Source organism: Desulfofundulus sp. TPOSR (assembly GCF_011393055.1).
In the GTDB taxonomy this organism is placed as follows: Bacteria; Bacillota; Desulfotomaculia; order Desulfotomaculales; family Desulfovirgulaceae; genus Desulfofundulus; species Desulfofundulus kuznetsovii.
In genome coordinates, this window is record NZ_JAAOEF010000002.1 from 357,145 (window position 1) to 379,231 (window position 22,087).

Consider the following 22,087-nt stretch of genomic DNA (forward strand, 5'->3'; position numbering starts at 1 on the left):
ATCTATTGGAACCCATTTTATTATTTGGAACAAGGAGGGGAGACAGCATGGCGGTGGAAAAAAAGGCGAAATTGCCCCTTGAGGGAGTCAAGGTGCTGGATATTTCCCGCGTCCTGACGGGGCCTTTCTGCACCATGATTCTGGGTGACCTGGGGGCGGAAGTGATCAAGGTGGAGATGCCCGGGGTCGGCGATGAGACCCGGAGCTGGGGCCCTCCCTTTGTTAACGGGGAAAGCGCCTATTTCTTAAGCGTCAACAGGAACAAGAAAAGCATTACCGTTAACATGAAGTCGCCCAAGGGGCGGGAAATCATCTACAGGCTGGCCAAAGAGGCAGATGTGATGATTGAAAACTTCCTGCCCGGAACGGTGCAGCGCCTGGGTGTGGATTACGAGCGGATTAAAGAAATTAACCCGCAAATTATCTACTGTTCCCTGTCCGGTTATGGGCAGGACGGCCCCTACCGCGATCACCCCGCTTACGACCTGTTGATGCAGGGTGAGGGCGGGCTGATGTCCATCACGGGGGAAAAGGACGGCGAACCCGTACGCATTGGCGTGGCCATCATTGATATTGGAGCGGGCATGTATGCCGTTATTGGGATCTTAAGCGCCCTGATGGCCCGCAGAGAAACCGGCAAAGGCCAGTACATTGACATCTCCCTCATGGATACGGAGGTTTCCTGGTTGACCTACATGGCCAGCAACTATTTTGCGTCCGGGAAGGATCCCATCCGTATGGGCTCGGGTCATCCTTCCATCGTGCCGTACAGGGCTTTCCGCGCCAGGGACAAGTATTTCATCCTGGCCGTGGGCAACGACGCCATCTGGCAGCGTTTTTGCGCCGCCCTGGACCTCAAGTTTGTGGACGATCCCCGGTTCGTGACCAACGAGATGAGGGTAAAACACCGGGATGAACTGGAGAAGCTGCTGGCTGAGATTTTCATCCAGAAAGAGGCCAGCTACTGGGTAAACTTGCTGCACGAGCACAAGGTGCCCTGCGGGATGATCAACGCCATTTCGGAAGTGGTTTCCCATCCCCAGGTGTTGCACCGGGGCATGGTGGTGGAAATGGATCATGAAAAAGCGGGGAAAGTCAAGGTGCTTGGCAGTCCCTTGAACTTCTCCGAAATGTCCATTGAGTACCGGCTGCCCCCGCCGCTTCTTGGCCAGCACACCCATGAAATCCTCTCGAGTTTAGGTTATACTGCCGCCGAAATCGAAGAACTAAAGGCGTGCGGGGCAATCTAAATGGAAGTCGGAGGTCTGAAGTTAGAGGTCTAAAAATTAACTTTAATTTTTGTATTTTTGCCGGATTGCAGGAAAAAAGAAAGAAATGTCTAAATAAGATAAATTAAATTTCCACTATTTATCGGAATGAATTTCATTATATGAAATGGTCTGATGCTGATGAGCAACACTCTACGCAAGGGCCTGATTGTCCTTCAGGCTATTTCGGAAAAAGGATCCGAAAACGGCTTGTCCATAAGGGAGCTTTTTCACCTCACGGGTTTTCCACCCAGTACCATCCATCGTTTTTTGCAAACATTTAAAGAATTTGGGATAGTCGAACAGGATCCTGAAACCAAAAATTACCGGCTGGGTCCCCAGCTGCTGAAGATGGGCTTGCAGGTCAGGGGAATGCTGGATTTGAGGAAGGCAGCCCTGCCCGTTTTAAAAGAGCTTACCCTTTGTACCGGCGAAGATTCCTATCTCACCGTTGTTCAGGGTAAGATGGGCATTTTCCTGGAAAGGTTTGAAGGCCCTTATCCGGTGAAAGTTATGGAACTTGTCGGCAAGGAGGTGCCCTTACACAGGGGTGCGGCCAGGAAGGCCCTGCTTGCTTTCATGGATGATGATTTTATTCACCTGTACATCAAAGAAATGACAGAGGACCAGGAGTCCCTGAACCCCAAAATGCTGTTGGAGGAGATCAAAAAAATCCGGGAACAGGGATACGCCATCACCTACGGCGACTATCTCGACCACGGCGTAGGGATCGCCGCACCGGTTTACGATTTTTCCGGCTCCGTCAGGGCCTCCATAGGAATCATTGGCATAGAAAGCCGCTTTCCCGAAGACCGGCTGCCGGTTTTAATCAGGGAGGTGAAGCGGGCTGCGGAAACATTATCCCGGAAACTGGGTTATTCCCAAGCACAGCCGTCCAGGGGGTTGTCCGGCTGACTAAGGGCAAAAATGAATTTCTCACCGGGGAGGAGATCTTATGAACTTCGATTTACCGGAAGAATTACAGGACATTAGAAGGCTGGCCCGCGATTTTGCCGTGAGCGAAGTGCTGCCCACGGTAGATGCCGACGACAAGGCACACCGCTTTCGCCGGGATCTGGTGGAAAAGATGGGGGAACTGGGCTTTTTAGGCTGCGTTATTCCCGAAGAATACGGCGGGAACGGGCTGGGCTACCTGGCTTTAGCCATTCTGGCCGAGGAAATAGCCCGGGTGCACAGTTCCCTGCGCATCATATTTGCGGCCAACACCCTTGGCCCGGCCATTACCATCTGGCGTCACGGCAGCGAAGAACTGAAGCAAAAGTACCTGCCGGGACTCACCAGCGGCAAGCTGCTGGGTTGTTTTGCCATGACCGAGCCCAACGCCGGATCCGACGTGGCGTCCATGAAGGCCCGCGCTGTTTTAGAGGGAGATTATTATGTTTTGAACGGCAGCAAGATGTGGATCTCCTTAGCGCCTGTAGCCGACATAGCCCTCGTTTACGCCTATACCGATCCCTCCCAGCGGGCCAAGGGCATGTCTGCCTTCATCGTGGACATGAAGAGTGAAGGCATTACCGTAGAAGCGATAACTGAAAAACTGGGCAACTGGTCTTCGCCCGTGGGTACCATTACTTTTGAAAACTGCAAGGTGCCCAAAGAAAACCTCCTGGGACGGGAAGGCCAGGGATTTGCCATCTGCATGCAGCAACTGGACAACACCCGCCTGGCCTCGGCCGCAGGTGCAGTGGGAGTGGCCCAGGCCTGCCTTGACGCCGCCATCGAATATGCCAATACCAGGGAGCAGTTTGGCCAGCCCATCGGCAAGTTCCAGATGATCCAGGACATGATTGCCCAGATGTGCGTGGACATTGAAGCGGCCCGTCTATTAACCTACCGGGCGGCCTTCCTGAAGGACAAAGGGGTACCCAACACTCTGGAAACCTCCATGGCCAAGCTTTTTGCCAGTGAAGCCGCCAATAAGTGTGCTGATTATGCCCTGAGAATATACAGCGCCTACGGCTACTCCGAGGAATACCCCGTGGCCCGGTTCTTCCGTGACGCCAAATACTATCAGATAGTGGAAGGCACCAGCAACATCCACAAGCTCATTATCTCCCAGGATGCTCTGGGTTATCGCAAAGCCAACCGTTCGTCCTGATCACGTCTGGAGGAGGAAGCATAAATGGATCGCTACCAGGAACTCAAGGAGAAAAAAGAAAAAATCCTGCAAATGGGCGGCCCCAGGGCGGTGGAACAGCAGCACAAAGCCGGCAAATGGACGGCCCGGGAAAGGATAGAATACTTCTTTGACCCCGGCACCTTCACGGAAATCGGCCTGTTCGTCAAACACCGCACCACGGCCTTTGGGATGGACAAAAGGGAAGTTCCGGCTGAAGGCGTGGTAGTGGGTTACGGCAAGGTAAACGGCCGGAACGTGATGGTGGCGGCTGAAGATTATACTTCCATGGCCGGTACTTTTGGTGAATACCACGGAAAAAAATTCGCCCAGGCCATTGACATGGCCAAGGAAATGGGCATACCCTTTGTGGGCATGAATGACTCCGGCGGTGCCCGCCTTCAGGAAGGCATGGACACCCTGGAGGCCTATGCCTGGTTGTTCCGTTCCCAAATCCTTGCCTCCGGTATTATCCCCCAGATTGCCCTGCTGATGGGGCCCTGCCTGGGAGGACAGGCCTACCACCCGGTGATGCAGGACTTCGTCTTCCAGTGCAAGAAGACCGGTTTCATGGGGATAGCCGGGCCGGCCTTTGTAAAGACCCAGCTGGGTGAGGAAATCAGCCTGGAGAATTTATGCGGCGTGCATGTCCATGCCACCAAGACCGGACAAACCCACGTGGTGGTGGAAGATGACAAGGACTGCCTGGACAAGACCAAAGAACTCCTGAGCTACCTGCCGCAAAACAACCGGGAGAAGCCGCCCCGGGTGGATACCGGCGACGAGGCCGAAAGGAGCATTCCCGAACTGGACGGCCTGGTGCCCGAGGAAGGCCACATACCTTACGACATGCACCAGGTGATCTATAAAATAGTGGACAACGGGGTTTTCTTTGAGATCCTGAAAGACTTTGCTCCCAACGTGATTGTGGGCTTCGGCAGGATTGCCGGCCGGACGGTGGGGCTTGTGGCCAGCCAGCCCCTGTATATGGGCGGCGTGATCAACTGCGATGCCGCCGACAAGGTGGCCAGGTTTGTGCGCTTCTGCGACCTGTTCAACATCCCCCTGGTTAACTTCCACGACACCCCGGGTTACATGATTGGTTCCTATGAAGAACACAGGGGGATCTTAAGGCACGGGGCCAAAATGCTTTACGCCTACATCGACGCCACGGTGCCCAAGGTCACGGTAATCCTGCGCAAATCCTTTGCCGGTGCCTACCTGGGGATGTGCTGCAAGGACACCGGGGCCGATCTGGTCTACGCCTGGCCCATAGCCCAGGTCTCCATTGTGGGTGCGGAAACGGCGGCCAGCGTAATTTTTGCCAAGGAAATTAAAAATGCCGAAGACCCGGCCAAAGTAGCCGCCGAGAGAATCCAGCAATACCGTGAAATGTATGAAAACCCGTACCGGGGTGCGGAACGCGGCTATATAGACGATATCATCATGCCCAGCGATACCAGGAAGTATATCGCCAGGGCGCTGGATATCCTGGAGAACAAACGGGTGGCCAGACCCTGGCGGAAGTACTCCAACATTAACCTGTAGGGTAAAGTTATGACAAGGATGCGGTGCCGTCCTCGCCCAATCCAGTGCTTCGCGTAAAATGCGCACCGCATCCAACCTGGTTCACCGAAGATTTGCGCCTGCAATATAATTGCGCCGCTCTTACGTTTAAGGAGGGGGAAGATGAAGGTAGTAGTATTCACCAAGCAAACCTTTGACACGGAAGCCAAAATCACCCTCGACGCCCAGGGCAAAATCAACCCGGAAGGCGTCAGCCTGATCATGAACCCCTACGATGAATTTGCCGTGGAAGAAGCCCTGCGCATCAAGGAAAAAACCAAAGGAGAAGTAACCGTGGTCAGCATGGGCGGGCCAAAGGCCCAGGACGTTCTGCGCCAGGCCCTGGCCATGGGCGCCGACCGGGCCGTGCTCATCACCCCCGAACTGGAAGAAATGGACGAATACACCACGGCCACCATCCTGGCCAAGGCCGTATCCCGCATGGAATACGACCTCATTTTGGGCGGCTGGCGGGCCATTGACGACGGCTCCGCCCAGGTAGCCGGGCGGGTGGCGGAAATCCTGGGACTGCCGGTGGTCAACATGGTCATCAAGCTGGAAATAGACGGCGGCAAGGCCCTGGCCACCCGGGAAATTGAAGGGGGCAGCGAAATGGTGGAAGTGCCCCTGCCCGCGGTGATCACCGCCCAGAAAGGGTTGAACGAACCCCGCTATCCCACCATGAAGGGCATCATGCAGGCCAAAAAGAAGCCCATGGAAAAACTCGCTCTGAGCGACCTGGGACTTACCGCGGAAGAAGTAGCGCCCAAAGTGCGCGCCCTCAAATACTTCCTGCCCTCCCCCAGGGCACAAGGAAAGATCGTACCCGGAGAACCGGCGGAAGCTGCCGCCGCCCTGGTGCGGCTTCTGCGGGAAGAAGCAAAGGTCATCTAAGGAAGGTGGAAGGAAATGGGGAAAGGAATCTGGGTCTACGCCGAACACAAAAACGGCAAGGTTAAAAAAGTCACCTATGAAATGCTGGGTGCCGCCCGCCAGCTGGCTGACCAGCTGGCTGAAGAAGTTGCGGCTGTAATCATCGGCAAAGAAGTGGGCGAACTGGCGCCCGCCCTGGGGGAATACGGTGCCGACAAGGTATACGTGCTGGAAAATGACGCTCTGGCCGAATACACCACGGACGGGTACACCAGGGCGCTGGCCGGGCTGGCCTTAGAACACCGGCCCACGGCCATTTTCCTGGGCTGCACCGTACAGGGGCGGGATTTGGCCGCCCAGGTGGCCCAGCGGCTGCAGACGGGGCTGTGCACCGACTGCACGAAAGTGGAACTGCAGGACGGCCAGATAACCCTCACCCGGCCCATTTACGCGGGCAAGGCCTTTGTCCAGGCCATCTCTCCGGAAGCCCGACCGGTGATGGCCACCATCAGGCCCAACGTACTGCCGGTGCCCCAACCCCAAGGGGGACGCGCGGCGGAAGTGGTACAGGTGGACGTAGAGCCGGGGGACATCCGCCAGATCATTAAAGAAGTAGTTCGCCAGGTATCCAGCCGTCCCGAACTCACCGAAGCGGACATTATTGTCTCCGGGGGCCGGGGGATGAAATCGGCGGAGAACTTCAAGATACTGGAAGAGCTGGCGGACGTGCTGGGGGCGGCGGTGGGAGCCTCCCGGGCGGCGGTGGATGCGGGGTATGCGCCGCACAGCATGCAGGTGGGTCAGACGGGTAAGACCGTATCCCCGCAGCTGTACATTGCCTGCGGCATCTCGGGGGCCATCCAGCACCTGGCGGGGATGGGTTCATCCAAGGTGATTGTGGCCATAAACAAGGACCCGGAAGCCAATATCTTCAAGGTGGCCGATTACGGGATCGTGGGTGACCTCTTTGAAGTGGTACCCCTGCTTACCCGGGAGTTCAGAAAGCTCCTCGGGAAAGAAAAAGAATGTTAAAAAGCCAATCTTAATAGGCAAAGCCATAGAACCCCATTAAACAGGAGGTTTAGTTCCATGAGTGTTCCCGTCAATTCTCCCATGGTAGGCAAACTTATCTCGGTTGATGTCAAAGTAGGCGATCAAGTCAAGGAAAACGATCCCGTGGCTACCATCGAGGCCATGAAAATGTACGTTAAAATTTACGCCCCGGCCAGCGGTGTAGTCAAAGAGATTAAGGCCAACCCGGGCGATGTGGTTAATCCCGATACGGTAATTTTAACTTTAGAGTAAGGTAAGGGCTTATACAATTGTATCAGACTTGTTATTGCTGCAGTTTAAAAGAGAAAGCAGTCCATCAATCAAGGAGAGAGGCCTTCTAATTAAGGTTGAGAAGGCCCCTCTCCCGTCCTGTTCCGGGCCTGTTTATCCAGTGGCAGTCCCGATGACTGTACATTAAAAAAGCTTTTAAAATACTCTAATTTTCAAAAATTAAAAAATATTACATTGGTTCAGTATGTTTAAAATTTAAAAATCAAGGCAGAAGGGAGGGGAGTTCCAGGGATACCATTTTGCAGTTCTCCGTCGGCCTTAATTACCAAAATAATTATTTCAAGGAGGTATTATGGTGGTGTCTTTCAGGAACAGGTTTAGGGTTTTGTTAGCCGTCACGCTGGCCATTTTGCTGGTTCTGGTCGTGGCCGGGTGCGGCGGCCAGGGCGGCGGTAAAGTGCAGCGGTTGTCCATTGCCACCGGCAGTACCGGGGGAACCTACTATCCTTATGGCGGCGCCATGGCGGGGATAATTAACAAGCACGTTCAGGGCGTTGAGGCTACGGCCGAAGTTACCGGTGCCTCCGTGGAAAACGCCCGCCTGCTGGACAGCAACGAGGCACAAATTGCACTGATGATGAACGACGTTGTTTACCACGCCATCAAGGGAGAGCAGGCTTTTAACAAGCCCATCGAGTTGCGTACCCTGTTTGCCATGTACCCCCACTTTTTCCACGTGGTGACGTTGAAAGACAGCAAAGTTAATTCCATGGCCGACTTGAAGGGCAAAAAAGTTTCCGTAGGAGCGCCGGGTAGCGGCACCGAGACCATGGCCAACCAGGTGTTAAACGCCCTCGGCCTGAGTTACGACCAGTTCCAGGTATTCCGTTTGTCCTTTACCGAAAATACTGAAGCCTTGCGGGATAAGGTAATTGACGTGGGCATATGGTCGGTCGGCCCTCCGACGTCCTCCATCATGGATCTCGCCACCACGCACCAGATCAAGCTTTTGAGCTTCAGCAAGGAAGAGATGGCCAAGGTACACGAGAAGTACCCCTATTATGGTGAGATGAAGCTGGAGGCCGGGACCTACAAAGGCGTCGACGAGGAAATAACGGCCCCGTCGGTATGGAACAGCGTGATGGTACACAAGAATATGTCCGAAGACCTGGCCTACAAGATTGTCAAAGCTATTTTTGAAAACAAAGAAGAAATCGTCCAGGTGTACTCCGGTGCCAAGTACACCACCCCCGAAAATTCCATCCAAAACGCCGTGGCGCCCCTGCACCCCGGTGCGGTGAAATACTTTAAGGAAATTGGGTTGGAAGTTCCCCAGCATCTCATTCCCCCGGAGATGAAGTAGTTTGATCAAAACCGGTAAATGTAAGGTTTGGGTACCCGTGCCGGGCCTCTTCCTGATTTTTGTGTTGCTGGTGCCGGTGTTGATTCTGCTGGGTTATCATATGGCCTCGCGACCCCATGTGCTGCTGGTGCGTGAGGTTAATTCAGGCCGTGAGTTACGGGTGGGCTACCTCAACCAGGGGGAGAAGTTTGAGATTCGTTACATACACTCCGTCGACCGCCTGCCCGTGTACGAAGAGTTTCAATTAATCAATGGCGAACTGGTTCTCACCGGCACCAGGTTCCTTTCTTTCGGAGCGGGGTTGGGGTACACCGGCGAGGGACTTTTGCGCGGCGAAGGCAAGTGGAACATCATCGAGGGTATGTACCGGCGAGTGGACTCCCTGCCATTGAGAGTAGGTACCATTGCCGACCACACCTTGCTTTACCGCGGGCGGGAAATTCACCTGGGCGACCACTTTGATGGGCAGGCGCTGGTGCGCATCGAGGTAAAATAGTTTTATTTTGAAAGGAGGAGCGCACTATGAGTGATCCCGCATTGAGCTCCAGCGGGGAAAGAAGGAAAAGGGATTTTCTAACTCCCCTTGCCATCACGGCCGTATCCCTGATCCTGACCTTCTTTCACCTTTATACTGCAGGTGTATCCATGCTCACAGCCTGGATACAAAGGGACATTCACCTGGTTTTGATACTTATTATAGTATTCCTGGCACTACCGGCACGCAGGGGCGGTGAACGGAACCGGGCCACCATTCTGGACTGGGTTCTTATTGCTTTAGCCATGGCGTCGGGATCTTATATCGTGGTAAATTACCAGGATATCGTGCAGCGGTTGGGTGCGCCCAACACCTCCGATATTGTTTTTGGTATCATTATGATCGGATTGATTCTGGAAGCCACCCGCCGGGCCACCGGGTGGGTGCTGGTGATCATTGCCGGCACGTTTTTGCTTTATAACTTTATCGGGCCCTATATCCCGGGATTGCTGGGCCATAAGGGCTACTCTGTAAGCCGTGTTGTCTCCCAGATGTATTTGACCACCGAGGGGATATTTGGCGTGCCCCTGGGGGTTTCGGCCAGTTATATTTTCCTGTTTATTTTCCTGACCTCCATGCTGGAAAAAACTGGGCATGGGCGATTTCCTGCTCAAACTGGCCATGGCCCTGATGGGCCGATTTGCCGGGGGACCGGCCAAAACGGCCGTGCTGGCCAGCGGGTTCATGGGTTCCATTTCGGGCAGCGCGGTGGCCAACGTGGTGGGTACCGGTACCTTTACCATACCCCTCATGAAGCGCAACGGCTACCAGCCGCACTTTGCCGGGGCGGTGGAAGCCTGTGCCTCCTCCGGCGGGCAGCTCATGCCGCCCATTATGGGTGCGGCGGCCTTCATCATCGCGGAATTCCTGGGTATTCCTTACATCAACGTGGTGGTGGCGGCGATCATCCCGGCGCTTTTGTATTACCTGTGCGTTCTCTTCGGCGTTCACTTTGAAGCCTGCCGGCTGGGCTTAACCGGGTTACCTAGGGAGCAGTTGCCCACCGCCTGGAAGGTGTTGAGGGAGGGCGGCCATTTCCTGATTCCCCTGGTCGTCCTGGTCTACTTCCTGGCCGTGCTCCAGTACACACCCATCCGCTCCGGATTTTACGCCATTATCGCCATGTTCATTGTCTCCTTCTTTAATAAGGAGACCCGGATAAACTGGTCGCGCTTTAAAGAAGGAGCCGTGGCGGCTGCGCAAAATACGTGTACCGTGGCCCTGGCCTGTGCCGCGGCGGGCCTGGTGATCGGCAGCATCAATATCACGGGTGCCGGGTTGAAGATCTCCTCGTTCATTGTCGCCCTTTCCGCCGGCACCCTGTGGCTTGCGCTTTTGATGACAGCCGTGGTGGCCCTGATCATGGGTATGGGCCTGCCTACCACCGCCGCATATATCGTGACCGGTACCATGGCCGCGCCGGCGCTGATCAAGCTGGGCGTGCTGCCCCTGGCTGCCCACCTGTTTGTATTCTACTTTGCCATTATTTCCGCTATTACCCCGCCGGTGGCCTTGGCGGCCTATGCCGCGGCGGGTATTGCCAAGGACGATCCCATGAGAATAGGTTTCACGGCCTGTAAAATTGGCCTGGCCGCCTTTATCGTGCCCTTCATGTTTGCCTACGAGCCGACCCTGATCGCAGAAGGCGACTTCTGGCATATTGCCTGGGCCGTGCTGACTGCGGTTATCGGGGTAATGGCCCTGGCCGGGAGTACCATTGGCTTTGTGGTGCGGGCGGCCAGCGTACCGGAGAGAGCCTTGCTGCTGGCCGGTTCCCTGATGACCCTTCATCCGGGTATATACACAGATATCATCGGCTTAATCTTGATTGCTTTGGCCCTGGGTGCCAACATTATCAAGGGGAAAAAGCTGGTCGGGAAAGTTTCGGCCCAGAGCTTTATACCGTGATTGTGCGCACAATACCGGCAGGTTGCAAATAAACCGGAGGTTAAAGATTAGGTCCCCCGCCAGTGGGGGCCTTAGTTTTTTTTGCCGCCCTTTTCTTGCGGTTGGGTGCTGGTAAATGTTACAATATACCGTAGCATAATGCCAGGGGTTGTCCCTCGTGCTCCGGTGCTCCTGGCCGGCCCCCCCGGTCTAAACTTCGGCGTTTTATTTGACGTGACGCTTGTTAAAATAGACAACGAAAAAGTGGAGGGACTATTTATTGCGTCTGACCAGGCGTCTGGAAGCCATTGCCGCCTATGTACCGCCCGGGACAGTGGTGGCGGATATCGGGACCGATCATGCCCTGTTGCCCATCTATCTGGTGGCGAAGGGTATCTGTCCCAAAGCAGTGGCTACCGAGTTAAATGCCGGGCCTTACCGTAGCGCCCGTACAGCGGTTCACCTGCAGGGCCTGGACGGTAAAATTGATGTGCGCCAGGGTGACGGCCTGCGCCCCCTTTTACCCGGGGAAGCGGAGGTGATTGTGCTGGCCGGCCTGGGGGGAAACACCATCCGGCAGATTCTGGCCGCTGCCCCGGAGGTGCTGGCCGCCGCCAGGCGGCTGATCCTGCAGCCCATGGTGGATGCGGGGGATCTGCGGTTGTGGTTGGTGGAAAAGGGCTGGCGCCTGGTTGATGAAACGCTGGTGGAAGAGGACGGCCATTTGTATGTGATTGTGGTGGCCGAACCCGGCCTGGAAAAAGTAACGGATCCTTTTACGCTGGAGATCGGCCCGCGCCTGGTGGAAAAGAAACACCCGCTCCTTCCCGCTTACCTGAACAAATTAATGGCGGAGTACCAGCGTGTTCTAAAGGCACTGGCCCGCAGCCGCAGTCCCCGGGCTGAGGACAAGTCCCTTGAAATTTCGGCCAAACTGACCCGGTTGAAGGAGGTTTTCATGAAGTGTCAGTGACTGGTGCAAACATTGCCGCCATCATTGAGGAGATGGCTCCCCTGGAGCTGGCGGAACCATGGGACAACCCCGGCTGGCAGCTGGGGGATCCGGGGGCTCCGGTCCGGCGCATACTGCTCTGCCTGGACGTAAATGAGGCGGTATGCCGGGAAGCCCTGGAAAGGGATGTTCAGCTGATTGTGGCTCACCACCCCCTGTTTTTTAAAGAGCTGAAGCAAATCCGGATGGACCGGCCCGCTGGGGCACTGGTGGCCGGCCTCATCCGCGCCGGTGTTTCCGTTTATGCCGCCCACACCAATCTGGACCGCTGTCGCGGTGGAGTAAATGACGTCCTCGCCCGGCGCTTGCGGTTGCAGGATATCCAGGTACTGAGTCCCGGAAAGGAACAATACTTGAAACTGGTGGTTTTTGTGCCCCTCGATCACGTGGATGCGGTGCGCTCGGCCATCGGGGCAGCCGGGGCCGGGTGGATTGGGAATTACAGTGATTGTACCTTTGGGGTGGAGGGAACAGGTACGTTCAGGCCCCTGGAAGGAACCAATCCCTATATCGGCCGGCAGGGCCGTCTTGAGCAGGTAAGGGAGGTCCGGCTGGAAACCATCGTCCCCCAGGGGCTGGTGGAGCGGGTGGTGCGGGCCATGCTTGAGGCCCATCCCTACGAGGAGGTGGCCTACGATCTCTATCCCCTGGCCAACCAGGTCACCCCTTCCAGCGGCCTGGGCAGGATAGGGGTCCTGGAAGAAACGTTACCCCTGAAGGATTTTGTTACTTATGTGAAAGAAGTTCTCGAACTGCCTGCGGTACGCTGGGGAGGAGAAAAGGGACGCCCGGTTAAGCGGGTGGCCCTTTGTGGCGGCTCTGGCGGTGATCTCTGGCCCAGAGCCCTGGCGCTTAACGCGGACGTCTTCGTGACGGGAGATGTCGGCTATCATACCGCCCGGGATATGCTTGCGGCGGGGTTGGCTTTTGTGGATGCCGGTCACTTTGGTACCGAAAGGGTAATCCTGCCGGTTCTGCGAGAATATTTACTCCAGGCCTGCCAGGGAAGGGGTCTGGCTGTAGAGTGCTTGCTTAGCAATGCGGAAGAGGATCCTTATTTCTTCTCTTGGTGACTCTTGGCGCGCCGGTGGGTTGCTGCCCGGTTGCCCCTTACCGGTGCTGCACGTTAGCTCAGGATAACACTGTTCCTTTCTGAACCACGAGCAATATTATATCTTTATGGCCAGAATCCGGTGACCAGGTGGTTGCCGGATTTTTGTGTTTTTAAAAGCATCTTACGGATATGGCTTGTTAATCAAGCCATATCCAGCCTGACGGGGAAAATGGGTGGATTATTGAACTGTTTGCCTCACAATTAGGTGTGTTATAATAAGGGAAACATGGCAACTTATAAGTAACAATAAAGTTGTCAGGTATCTTTTAGAAAAACTCTTGGGAGTGATCTAATGAATAACCAGTTAAAGTTGTGGGAAAGGTGGCAGGTAACCGAGGAGGAATGGAACGACTGGCACTGGCAGCTGAAGCATCGCATTACCACCGTGGATGAGCTGACCCGGTTTATTAAACTTACTGCCGGTGAAATGAGGGACATTGCAGCCTGCCTGAGAAAATTTCGTATGGCCATAACGCCCTACTATGCCGGCTTAATGGATCCGGTCGATTGTAAATGCCCCATACGGCTCCAGGCCGTACCGCAGCCCGAAGAACTGCAAACGGTGCCCGGGGATATGCGAGACCCCCTTCATGAGGAAGTCGATTCACCGGTGCCCGGGCTGACGCACCGTTACCCCGACCGGGTGCTCCTTTTGGTCACCGATTGTTGTTTTATGTACTGCCGGCACTGTACCCGCCGGCGGTTGACCGGTCAGCGGGACCGGCCCTTACCCAAATCCCACCTGGACAGGGCCATTGCCTATATCCAGAACAATCCGCGCGTTCGAGACGTGGTGATTTCCGGTGGGGACCCTCTCACCTTAACGGATGAGCAGCTGGAATACGTTCTGCGCAAATTGCGGGCCATTCATCACGTGGAAATCATCCGCATTGGCACCCGTGCTCCCGTGGTTCTGCCCCAGCGCATAACTCCGGAACTCTGTGCCATGCTGGAAAAATATCACCCCCTGTGGATTAATACCCATTTCAATCACCCCCGCGAAATAACCACCCAGGCGGCCATGGCCTGTGCCCGCCTGGCCGGAGCCGGTATCCCCCTGGGCAACCAGTCGGTACTTTTAAGGGGGGTAAACGACCGGCCGGACATCATGCTCCAATTGGTGCATAAGTTGCTGCAAATCAGGGTGCGCCCCTATTACCTGTACCAGTGCGATCTCTCCGAAGGAATAGGCCATTTCCGCACGCCGGTAAGCACCGGGATAGAAATTATTGAAAGTCTGCGCGGTCATACCAGCGGGCTGGCCGTCCCCACCTTTGTCATTGACGCTCCGGGAGGAGGCGGCAAAATACCCCTGGGGCCGAACTACGTCTTATCCCAGGGGCAGGGGAAGATAGTCCTGCGCAATTTTGAAGGAAACATCCACGTCTATACGGAACCTGGCTGGGAGGAAAAGAGATACGCCGGCAAGGGCGCGGGAGTGGCCGGATTATTACAGGGAAAGGCGGTTACCTTCCAGGCAAACAAGGAGAGCAGGGTGGCCCAGGTCAGAGGGGGTACTTGACTTGGGTAACCGGATGATCAGGCATTATGGGCCGGATTTTTGGGTGTCGGCCCGTTTGGACCAAACCAGCGAACGGATCTGGGTAATTGATTATCAGGCGGGGAATCCGGCGGCATTGCGCAGCTTTCTTAAGAAGCTGGCTTTAAGGCGGGGCATGGGTAAAATTATCTTTCCGGTCAAATCCGGGGATTTGCTTAAAATCCAGGGCGGCGGGTTTCATGTGGAAGGTATGATCGATGGTTATTTTCAAGGGGAGAATGCCTATTTCCTGGCAGCCTTCCCCCGGGCAGAGCGGAGAGACTCCAGGGTTTTAAACCAGGAACAAAAAGTGCTCCGGGAGATACTGGCCCGCAAAAAGGAATGGCGGGCTGATTTGCCGCCCGGGTTCACCCTGCGCCAGGCGGGAGGGGATGACATATTCCCCATGGCCAGGTTGTTCAAAAAGGTTTTCCGCAGCTACCCCACCCCGGTATGTGATCCCTTTTACCTGGCCTGCTCCATGAAAAAGGGAGATCTTTTCATGGTTGTTTATCACGGTGACCGGTTGGCGAGCGTGGCGGCAGCCGAAATTCAATGGGAGCACCGCAGGGCCGAACTGACCAACTGTGCCACCGACCCCGCCTACCGGGGTATGGCTTTGAACAGCCTTTTGCTTTTGCACATCGAAAAAGAATGCCTTAAACGCAATATTAACTGTCTTTACAGCCTGGCCCGGGCTTCGTCTTACGGAATGAACCTGGTCCTTCACCGCCTGGGTTATGTCTTCCGGGGCACACTCATCAACAACTGCCACATTGATGGCGGGTTTGAAAACATGAATATCTGGGTTAGACCGGTGGAATAGAATCGGATGAAAAAAGGAGGACTTAAAGTGGGAAAAAATAAGTGGCTTTCTTTGTTGCCGGGTTTTGTCTTTGCGCTGGCCATCCTGGCCGGCTGCAGTTCCAGTGGTGGTACGGAACAGGAGCCTACCTTTACCTACGCCATGTCCGGGCAGTACCGTCCTTTTAACTACTTCGACGAAAACAACCAGCTCACCGGGTTTGACGTGGAAATTGGCCGGGCCCTGGCTGAAAAGATGGGCATGAAGCCCGTGCCCATTGCCACACCCTGGGAAGGATTGATCAGCGGCTTAAAGGCGAAAAAGTACGATGCCATCCTTGGCAGTATGACCATCACGCCGGAAAGGCAAAAGCAGGTGGACTTTTCCGATCCCTATTACGTTTCCGGCCCCCAACTTTTTGTACGTAACGATTCTAACATCAAGGACATCCAGGACATAAAAGACAACACGCCCGTGGGCGTGCTAATCTCCAGTGTTTACGACCAGGAGGCCCGGAAATATACCAAAAACATTAAGAATTACACCAGTGATGTGACCGCCCTGCAGGATCTGGCCCGGGGGAGGGTGGAGGCGGTAATTACCGACCGGTTTGTGGGTACGATTGCCGCCCGCGAGCAAAAGCTGGACATCAGGCCGGTGGGGGACCTGCTTTTTGTTGAAAACGTGGGCATAGCCTTTCGCAAGGGCGACCCGCTAAGGGAAAAGGTAAATCAAGCCCTGGAAGAAATCAAGGCCGACGGGACCTATCTGGCCATCAGCAAAAAATACTTCGGCACCGATATAAGTAAGTAGTGTTGTTTTTGCTCCTGTGCACTGCCCGGATAGACATCACTTGTGGGAGGACGCAAAATGGACTTCTTATATTACCTGGTAACCTCCATACCCTTTTTTATCCGGGCTGCGGCGGTTACGGTGGAACTCACCGCTACCGCCCTGGCCATGGGCATGGTTATTGGACTGGTGTTTGCCCTCATGAAAATATCCGGGCGCAGATTCTGGCGTTATATCGCCGACACGTACATTACCGTCATTCGCGGCACCCCCCTCATTGTACAGCTCTTTGCCATTTATTTTGGCCTGGCTACCATTGTGGACTTTGGCAGCTTCTGGTCGGCGGCCATCGCCCTGGCCGTGCATAACGGCGCTTACATTGCGGAGATTTTTCGCGGCGGTATTCAATCCATTGACCGGGGACAAATGGAGGCCGCCCGTTCCCTGGGCATGAGCTACGGCCTGGCCATGCGCCGCGTTATATTACCCCAGGCCTTTAAGCGGGTCGTACCTCCTTTAGGCAACCAGTTTATTATCGGTTTAAAAGATTCATCGCTGGCCGCCTTCGTAACTATGAAAGAGTTGTTTGGTGTTTCCATGCAATTGGCTTCCACCCACTTTGCGGAGCTGCAATTTTATACCATCGCCGGCCTGTATTACCTGGCCCTGGTTGTTCTCTTTACCTTCCTGGTCAACCGCCTGGAACGCCGTTTGAAAATAGAAAGTTAAGGGGGAAGGGGAAATGAGCCTGGTCAAGGTGCGCAATCTCAATAAGTGGTTTGGTCGCCTGCATGCCCTCAAGGACGTCAACCTGGAGGTGCGGGAGGGGGAGGTGGCAGTGCTGATCGGGGCCAGCGGTTCCGGCAAAAGCACGCTGCTGCGCTGCTTGAATTTCCTGGAACAGCCCGAACAGGGCCAGGTTATATTTGACGGTAAAGTGATCGACCCCCGGCAGGATGACCTCAATCTTTTACGCCGGGAGGTAGGCATGGTCTTCCAGCATTTCAACCTTTTCCCCCATATGAGCGTGCTGGAAAATATTGTCGAAGCACCAGTTATGGTGAAAAAGGTGCCCAGGGAAAAAGCCATAGAAGAAGCACTGGCCCTCTTACATAAGGTGGGGCTGGCCGATAAGGTGGACGCCTATCCCTGTCAGCTTTCCGGCGGGCAGCAGCAGAGGGTGGCCATTGCCCGTGCCCTGGCCATGCACCCCCGGTTGATGCTTTTTGATGAGCCCACTTCAGCCCTGGACCCGGAGCTGGTGGGGGAAGTACTGGCGGTAATAAAGCAACTGGCCAGGGAAGGCATGACCATGATCGTGGTCACCCACGAAATGGGTTTTGCCCGGGAGGTGGCAGACCGGGTGATCTTTATGGATGAGGGACGCATTGTGGAAGAAGGGGAACCGGCCCGGGTTTTCAGCCGGCCACAAAAGAGCCGCACCAGGGATTTCTTGAGCAGAGTCCTGTGAAATTTCACTTCATTCCCCACCACCTTCATAGAAAAACTCCCTTTGCAGGTCAATTTGCGAAAGGGGGTTTTTCTTTGTTTTTTATTTAAACATTTTAAAAATCCCCGACCAGTCATATCTTTCCTGCCGGAAAAATACCTTTATTATGAACTTGTCCCGGGAGTGATCCGGCATGGAGACGTTTCTCAATAAAATGGTGTTGATTTATTTCACGGCGCTGGGCATTCTGCTGGGGGCATCGCTGGTAGGGTCCCTGGCTGCCGTTCTGGTTCGGGAACCGCCGGTGATCACCATGCTTAAACTGGCCCGGGACATTAAAATCTGGGCCATTGCCGCCGCCATCGGGGGCACCTTTTCCACTTTTGAAATTTTAGAAAGCGGGCTTTTCCAGGGAGAAGTCAGGGCGGTGATCAAGCAGCTTTTTTACATTGTCAGTGCCCTGGCCGGCACCCAGACGGCCCACTACCTGATCCTGGCCCTGTGCGGAGGTAATAAATGAAAGCTCGCTTACTGGCGGCCGTGCTAATTGGCATGCTTTCAGGCGGTGCCCTGGTCAATGCCCTGCTGGGACAGCAGGTGGACCGGCTGACCCTGGTCAACAACGAACTGAAGGAGAAGCTGACGGCTACGGAAAAGGAGCTGCAGCAGGTGAAGGAAAATTTGGCCGGCCGCCGGCCTCAAACCATTACCGCCCTGGAGGTTAGCGTTACGCTGGTCCAGGAAAAGGAAATACCCGGATTGGATCAGGCCCGGGCCCGCCTGGTTATAGAAAATCACGTGCGGGAATGGCTGCATCCTTTACTGGGGCAGGAGGTGAGCCGCCTGGACCACCTGCTGATCCCCCGGGTGGTGGACCGGCGCCAGGTGGATGTGGACGGGAGAAAGTATGTGCTGGAAGTAAAACTGGTGGTGGTGGCCGAGCGGACCATTATTTACCTGGAAGCGTTGCCCCAGAAGAACGCCTCTGCTCCCGGCATGTCCCCCAGTAGGGGAATTTATTTATCATGGTGTTCTAAATACCCCTAAAAAACTGAAGTATCCCCAGTTTTTTAAAGCCCCTGTTTTGGCTCAGTAGCGAGCGACTTGAGCTGAGCGGCCAGCCAAACTTAGCGAGGCGAAAAGCGAAGGCAGGCCCGAGGGCATGGATGCCCGAGGCCGGCAACTGAGGCAGGATGCCGAATTTGCCGGGAAGCCTGCCGTAGCTTTGAGCCGAGCAATAGTTTGGCCCGCGAGGCTCACCGGAGCGAGCGGGAGCCAAAACAGGGTAGTTGGAAAGTGGGGATAACTCAGCCCTAAAAAAGTATTGACAGAGCGGATCTCGCATGCTAATCTATAATCACCTAATACCCCTACGGGTACCCGTAGCAAACAACCGGTGTCTGTTTTTTTAATCCTTGTTTAATCTTTGGATGCATATTTGCCGGGCGGAATCGTTGGTCTTGCTTCAAGCTCCGGACTGGAAGAAAACCCGGTTGTTCACAAACTTAAAGGGGGGTAACTGATGTCCTTGTTATCACGGCGGGATTTTATCAAGCGCACTCTGGCGGCAGGTGTGGCTTCCGGGCTGGTGCTTACCGGGTTGGGGAAGACAGCCGAGGGTGCCGCCATTACCCCCCGGGGTACCTTCTATGATTTAACGAAATGTGACGGCTGCAAGGGATTGAAGGTACCCCGGTGTGTTAGCGCCTGCCGGGAGGAAAACAGCTTCAAGTTTCCAAAACCAGCCGAACACATTGAATACTACTGGCCCCACAAGAAGAAAGAAGACTGGCGGGACAAAAAGGATCTGACTGCACGCCTGACGCCCTATAACTGGACCTTTGTACAGCATGTGCAGGTGAAACAGGATGGTCGCGCGGTGGATGTATTTATCCCCCGGCGGTGTATGCACTGTGATAACCCGCCCTGCGCCAATCTCTGTCCTTTCGGTGCCCAGGGCAAGACTCCCGAGGGTCCGGTAATCATCAACCCCAACCTTTGCCTTGGGGGTGCCAAGTGCCGGGATGTTTGTCCCTGGGGAATACCCGCCCGGCAGGCAGGGGTGGGACTGTACATGAAGTTAGCCCCCAGGTACGTGGGAGGCGGGGTAATGTACAAGTGCGACCTGTGCTACCATCGGGTTAAAGAAGGGAAAATCCCGGCCTGCGTGGAGGCCTGCCCCAGGGGTGCCATTGCCTTTGGCGATAAGGAAGAAGTGCGGGAGCAGGCCTGGAAACGGGCCCGGGAAATTGGCGGATATATTTACGGGGATAAGGAAAACGGCGGGACGTCCACCTTTTACGTTTCGCCGGTTCCCTTTCAAAAAATTCATGAGCAATTGATGGCGCAAAAGAACAAGCAGCCGAATCCGGCTGCTCCGGGATTTCCGGGCATGCCGGTGGGTGTGGGGAACTTTCTGGATTCGGTCAACGGCATTGCCGGTGCTCTACTGGTAGCCCCGCTGGCGGGAGCCTTTGCGGCCGGCTATGCGGCCTACAGGACCATGAAAGGGGGAGAAGACCATGGCGGATAAGATCCTGGAAAAGGAAAAAAAGGTGCGCCGGTACAGCGCATCGGTACTCTTTGTCCACTGGGCCGTGGCCATTTCCACCATCCTGCTCATTTTCAGCGGATTCGGGCAGATGCCCGTGTACCGGCGCTACATGATTTACAAGATTCCGGGCCTGGGGTGGTCGGCAGATTTTTCGGTAACCCTGTACATACACTATGTAGCTGCGGCGGTGTTGATGTTTGCGGCGGCATACCACATTGTTTTTCACGTCATGCGCAAGGAATACGGCATCCTGCCCAGGAGGGGCGACCTTAAAGAGTCTTATTTGATCATCAAGGCCATGCTTACCGGTGGCAAGGAGCCCCCCAGCGACAAGTTTCTGGCCGAGCAAAGACTGGCCTATGCCTATATTGGCTTCTGGTTGCTGGTTATCATTGTCACCGGGATCGTCAAGGTATTAAAAAATCTGCCGGGCATTAATTTCCCGGGCAACACCATGATCTGGGTCACCGATATACACACTTTTGCCACCTTTATGTTGATTTTCGGCATTCTGGCCCACCTGGCGGCCTTCCTTTTCAAGGCTAACAGGCCCCTTTTGCGGGGAATGTTTACCGGCAAGGTGGACCTGGAATACGTAAAACACCGGCATCCCCTGTGGTATGATCGCCTGGTTAAAAAGCATGCCCCATCTCCAGGTTCCCGGGAACGGTCGGCTAATTTGCCACAGGACATGACGGTTTAATGCTGGTCAGCAAGGGGAGGTGAAGGGGATGGATGGGAAGACCATGCCCCTGGCGGGGCATCTTGGGGAACTGCGCAGAGTAGTTATTGTCTCAACCATAGCTTTAATAGCCTGTGCAATCATTACCTTCTTTGCCTTTGGCGATCAGCTGCTGGCCTTCTTGACCAGGCCCTTGAAAGAGCTGGATGTGCCCGTAATTGCCACCCGGGTGGGTGAGGCGTTCATAACCAAAATTAAGGTCAGCCTTCTGGCGGGATTCATCCTTGCGTTTCCGGTTATGGTGTGGCAGGTGCTGGGTTTTATCCTGCCCGCCCTCACCCGGGGGGAAAGGCGCCTTTTGCTCGTGCTCTTTCCCCTCTCGGTGACCCTTTTTGCAACCGGGGTTGCTTTCGCCTACTTTACGGTCTTTCCTCTCACCGTACGGTTTTTGCTGGTACTGGTAACGGAAGGGCTGCAGCCCATGATCACCGTGCGCGATTATCTTTCTTTTGTGCTGGCTTTCTTCATTCCCTTTGGTCTGGTTTTCCAGTTGCCCCTGGCGGCCTTTGTTTTAACCCGGATGGGGCTGGTCACTCCCCGCTGGCTGGTGAAAAAACGCAGGTACGCTCTGTTGGTAAATTTCATTCTCGCGGCTGTCTTAACACCGGGTTCCGATGTTATCTCCCAGTTGATGATGGCCTTGCCCATGGTGCTGCTGTACGAGGCAGGCGTTCTGGTTTCCTGCCTGGTTTACCGCCTGTCCCGCTCTAAAATGAACAAAGTGGGCATGGTGGAGAGCAACACTTAATCGGAACGAAAAAGGAGGGGTATCTATGTTTGGTATGGGACCGTGGGAGCTGATTTTAATCCTGATCATTGCCCTGGTGATCTTTGGACCGTCCAAACTGCCGGAAGTGGGGCAGGCTTTGGGGAAGGGCTTGAGAGAATTTCGCCGGGCGGCCAACTCGGTCAGGGAAGAGATGAAGGAAGAAGTGATGCAGGATCAGACCACAAATGTGACGAAAGCGGTTAGGGCGCAGGACTAAAATGCCGGCTTAAAAACACGCCGCCGGGGCCGTGTGCCGGTGGTGCCAGGCGCAAAGCTTGCGAAGTGCTGATAACAGCTCCCGATCAGTTGCCTTAGTAGCGTGGGCAGGATCCGGTCGGAAGCGAGACGGGGTGTGGTCGGTGCGGTGGGACCGGCACGCGGTTTTCAGGTGTGGTA

23 protein-coding genes are annotated in these 22,087 nt (G+C 55.0%); all 23 read left to right on the top strand.

Translation table 11 applies throughout. The annotated features are described in order from the left end of the window. Nucleotides 1-47 precede the first annotated feature (47 nt). The 23 genes from G7K71_RS10290 to G7K71_RS10400 all read left to right on the top strand — a co-directional run bounded on the left by G7K71_RS10290 (nt 48) and on the right by G7K71_RS10400 (nt 21,908). Nucleotides 48-1,250, top strand: coding sequence for a CaiB/BaiF CoA-transferase family protein (locus tag G7K71_RS10290; protein WP_166345985.1), 1,203 nt, complete (start codon nt 48-50; stop codon nt 1,248-1,250). Nucleotides 1,251-1,409: 159 nt separating this feature from the next. Beyond that, entirely contained in the window at nt 1,410-2,183 is a 774-nt protein-coding gene (locus G7K71_RS10295; RefSeq protein WP_166345988.1) for an IclR family transcriptional regulator, read from the top strand. 40 nt (nt 2,184-2,223) lie between these two features. After that, entirely contained in the window at nt 2,224-3,387 is a 1,164-nt protein-coding gene (gene acd / locus G7K71_RS10300; protein ID WP_166345991.1) for a glutaryl-CoA dehydrogenase Acd, read from the top strand. A 24-nt stretch (nt 3,388-3,411) separates the two neighbouring features. After that, nucleotides 3,412-4,953 (top strand): acyl-CoA carboxylase subunit beta, encoded by a 1,542-nt coding sequence (locus G7K71_RS10305; RefSeq protein WP_166345994.1) that lies wholly within the window; start codon nt 3,412-3,414, stop codon nt 4,951-4,953. A gap of 141 nt (nt 4,954-5,094) precedes the next feature. Continuing rightward, a complete protein-coding gene (locus tag G7K71_RS10310) occupies nt 5,095-5,865 on the top strand; it encodes an electron transfer flavoprotein subunit beta/FixA family protein (protein WP_013823639.1) in 771 nt (256 codons plus the stop codon). A 15-nt stretch (nt 5,866-5,880) separates the two neighbouring features. After that, nucleotides 5,881-6,876, top strand: a complete 996-nt coding sequence (locus G7K71_RS10315; protein ID WP_013823638.1) for an electron transfer flavoprotein subunit alpha/FixB family protein — start codon at nt 5,881-5,883, stop codon at nt 6,874-6,876. 57 nt (nt 6,877-6,933) lie between these two features. Beyond that, on the top strand, nt 6,934-7,149 hold the full coding sequence (locus tag G7K71_RS10320; protein ID WP_041282950.1) for a biotin/lipoyl-containing protein: 216 nt from the start codon (nt 6,934-6,936) through the stop codon (nt 7,147-7,149). Between the two features lie 337 nt (nt 7,150-7,486). Next, nucleotides 7,487-8,491 (top strand): TAXI family TRAP transporter solute-binding subunit, encoded by a 1,005-nt coding sequence (locus tag G7K71_RS10325; protein ID WP_166345997.1) that lies wholly within the window; start codon nt 7,487-7,489, stop codon nt 8,489-8,491. A 1-nt stretch (nt 8,492) separates the two neighbouring features. Then, nucleotides 8,493-8,987: a DUF1850 domain-containing protein gene (locus G7K71_RS10330; RefSeq protein ID WP_166346000.1), complete on the top strand. Its 495-nt coding sequence runs from the start codon at nt 8,493-8,495 to the stop codon at nt 8,985-8,987. A gap of 633 nt (nt 8,988-9,620) precedes the next feature. Then, nucleotides 9,621-10,934 carry a TRAP transporter fused permease subunit gene (locus G7K71_RS10335; RefSeq protein WP_166346003.1) on the top strand — a complete coding sequence of 438 codons (1,314 nt, stop codon included), beginning with the start codon at nt 9,621-9,623 and terminating at the stop codon, nt 10,932-10,934. Nucleotides 10,935-11,193: 259 nt separating this feature from the next. Continuing rightward, nucleotides 11,194-11,886 (top strand): class I SAM-dependent methyltransferase, encoded by a 693-nt coding sequence (locus G7K71_RS10340; RefSeq protein WP_166346006.1) that lies wholly within the window; start codon nt 11,194-11,196, stop codon nt 11,884-11,886. Further along, on the top strand, nt 11,877-12,998 hold the full coding sequence (locus G7K71_RS10345) for a Nif3-like dinuclear metal center hexameric protein (RefSeq protein ID WP_166346009.1): 1,122 nt from the start codon (nt 11,877-11,879) through the stop codon (nt 12,996-12,998). Before G7K71_RS10340 ends, G7K71_RS10345 begins: the two co-directional genes overlap by 10 nt. Nucleotides 12,999-13,331: 333 nt before the next feature. Beyond that, nucleotides 13,332-14,561 (top strand): lysine 2,3-aminomutase, encoded by a 1,230-nt coding sequence (gene ablA, locus G7K71_RS10350; RefSeq protein ID WP_166346012.1) that lies wholly within the window; start codon nt 13,332-13,334, stop codon nt 14,559-14,561. A gap of 1 nt (nt 14,562) precedes the next feature. Further along, nucleotides 14,563-15,405 carry a putative beta-lysine N-acetyltransferase gene (gene ablB / locus G7K71_RS10355; RefSeq protein WP_166346015.1) on the top strand — a complete coding sequence of 281 codons (843 nt, stop codon included), beginning with the start codon at nt 14,563-14,565 and terminating at the stop codon, nt 15,403-15,405. Between the two features lie 27 nt (nt 15,406-15,432). Then, nucleotides 15,433-16,197: an ABC transporter substrate-binding protein gene (locus tag G7K71_RS10360; RefSeq protein WP_166346018.1), complete on the top strand. Its 765-nt coding sequence runs from the start codon at nt 15,433-15,435 to the stop codon at nt 16,195-16,197. A gap of 57 nt (nt 16,198-16,254) precedes the next feature. Then, nucleotides 16,255-16,905: an amino acid ABC transporter permease gene (locus G7K71_RS10365; protein WP_013823629.1), complete on the top strand. Its 651-nt coding sequence runs from the start codon at nt 16,255-16,257 to the stop codon at nt 16,903-16,905. A 19-nt stretch (nt 16,906-16,924) separates the two neighbouring features. Further along, nucleotides 16,925-17,647, top strand: coding sequence for an amino acid ABC transporter ATP-binding protein (locus G7K71_RS10370; protein WP_166346244.1), 723 nt, complete (start codon nt 16,925-16,927; stop codon nt 17,645-17,647). A gap of 172 nt (nt 17,648-17,819) precedes the next feature. Continuing rightward, nucleotides 17,820-18,146, top strand: a complete 327-nt coding sequence (locus tag G7K71_RS10375) for a YtrH family sporulation protein (RefSeq protein ID WP_013823627.1) — start codon at nt 17,820-17,822, stop codon at nt 18,144-18,146. Beyond that, entirely contained in the window at nt 18,143-18,673 is a 531-nt protein-coding gene (locus G7K71_RS10380) for a hypothetical protein (protein WP_166346021.1), read from the top strand. Before G7K71_RS10375 ends, G7K71_RS10380 begins: the two co-directional genes overlap by 4 nt. A 475-nt stretch (nt 18,674-19,148) precedes the next feature. Further along, complete coding sequence (locus tag G7K71_RS10385; protein WP_207712842.1) at nt 19,149-20,159, top strand: 4Fe-4S dicluster domain-containing protein; 1,011 nt, start codon at nt 19,149-19,151, stop codon at nt 20,157-20,159. Then, on the top strand, nt 20,149-20,883 hold the full coding sequence (locus G7K71_RS10390) for a formate dehydrogenase subunit gamma (protein ID WP_166346024.1): 735 nt from the start codon (nt 20,149-20,151) through the stop codon (nt 20,881-20,883). Before G7K71_RS10385 ends, G7K71_RS10390 begins: the two co-directional genes overlap by 11 nt. Nucleotides 20,884-20,911: 28 nt before the next feature. Next, the gene (gene tatC, locus G7K71_RS10395; RefSeq protein WP_166346027.1) at nt 20,912-21,670 is read left to right on the top strand and encodes a twin-arginine translocase subunit TatC; all 759 of its coding nucleotides are present in this window, start codon (nt 20,912-20,914) and stop codon (nt 21,668-21,670) included. Between the two features lie 25 nt (nt 21,671-21,695). Beyond that, nucleotides 21,696-21,908 carry a twin-arginine translocase TatA/TatE family subunit gene (locus tag G7K71_RS10400; protein ID WP_166346030.1) on the top strand — a complete coding sequence of 71 codons (213 nt, stop codon included), beginning with the start codon at nt 21,696-21,698 and terminating at the stop codon, nt 21,906-21,908. Nucleotides 21,909-22,087 lie beyond the last annotated feature (179 nt).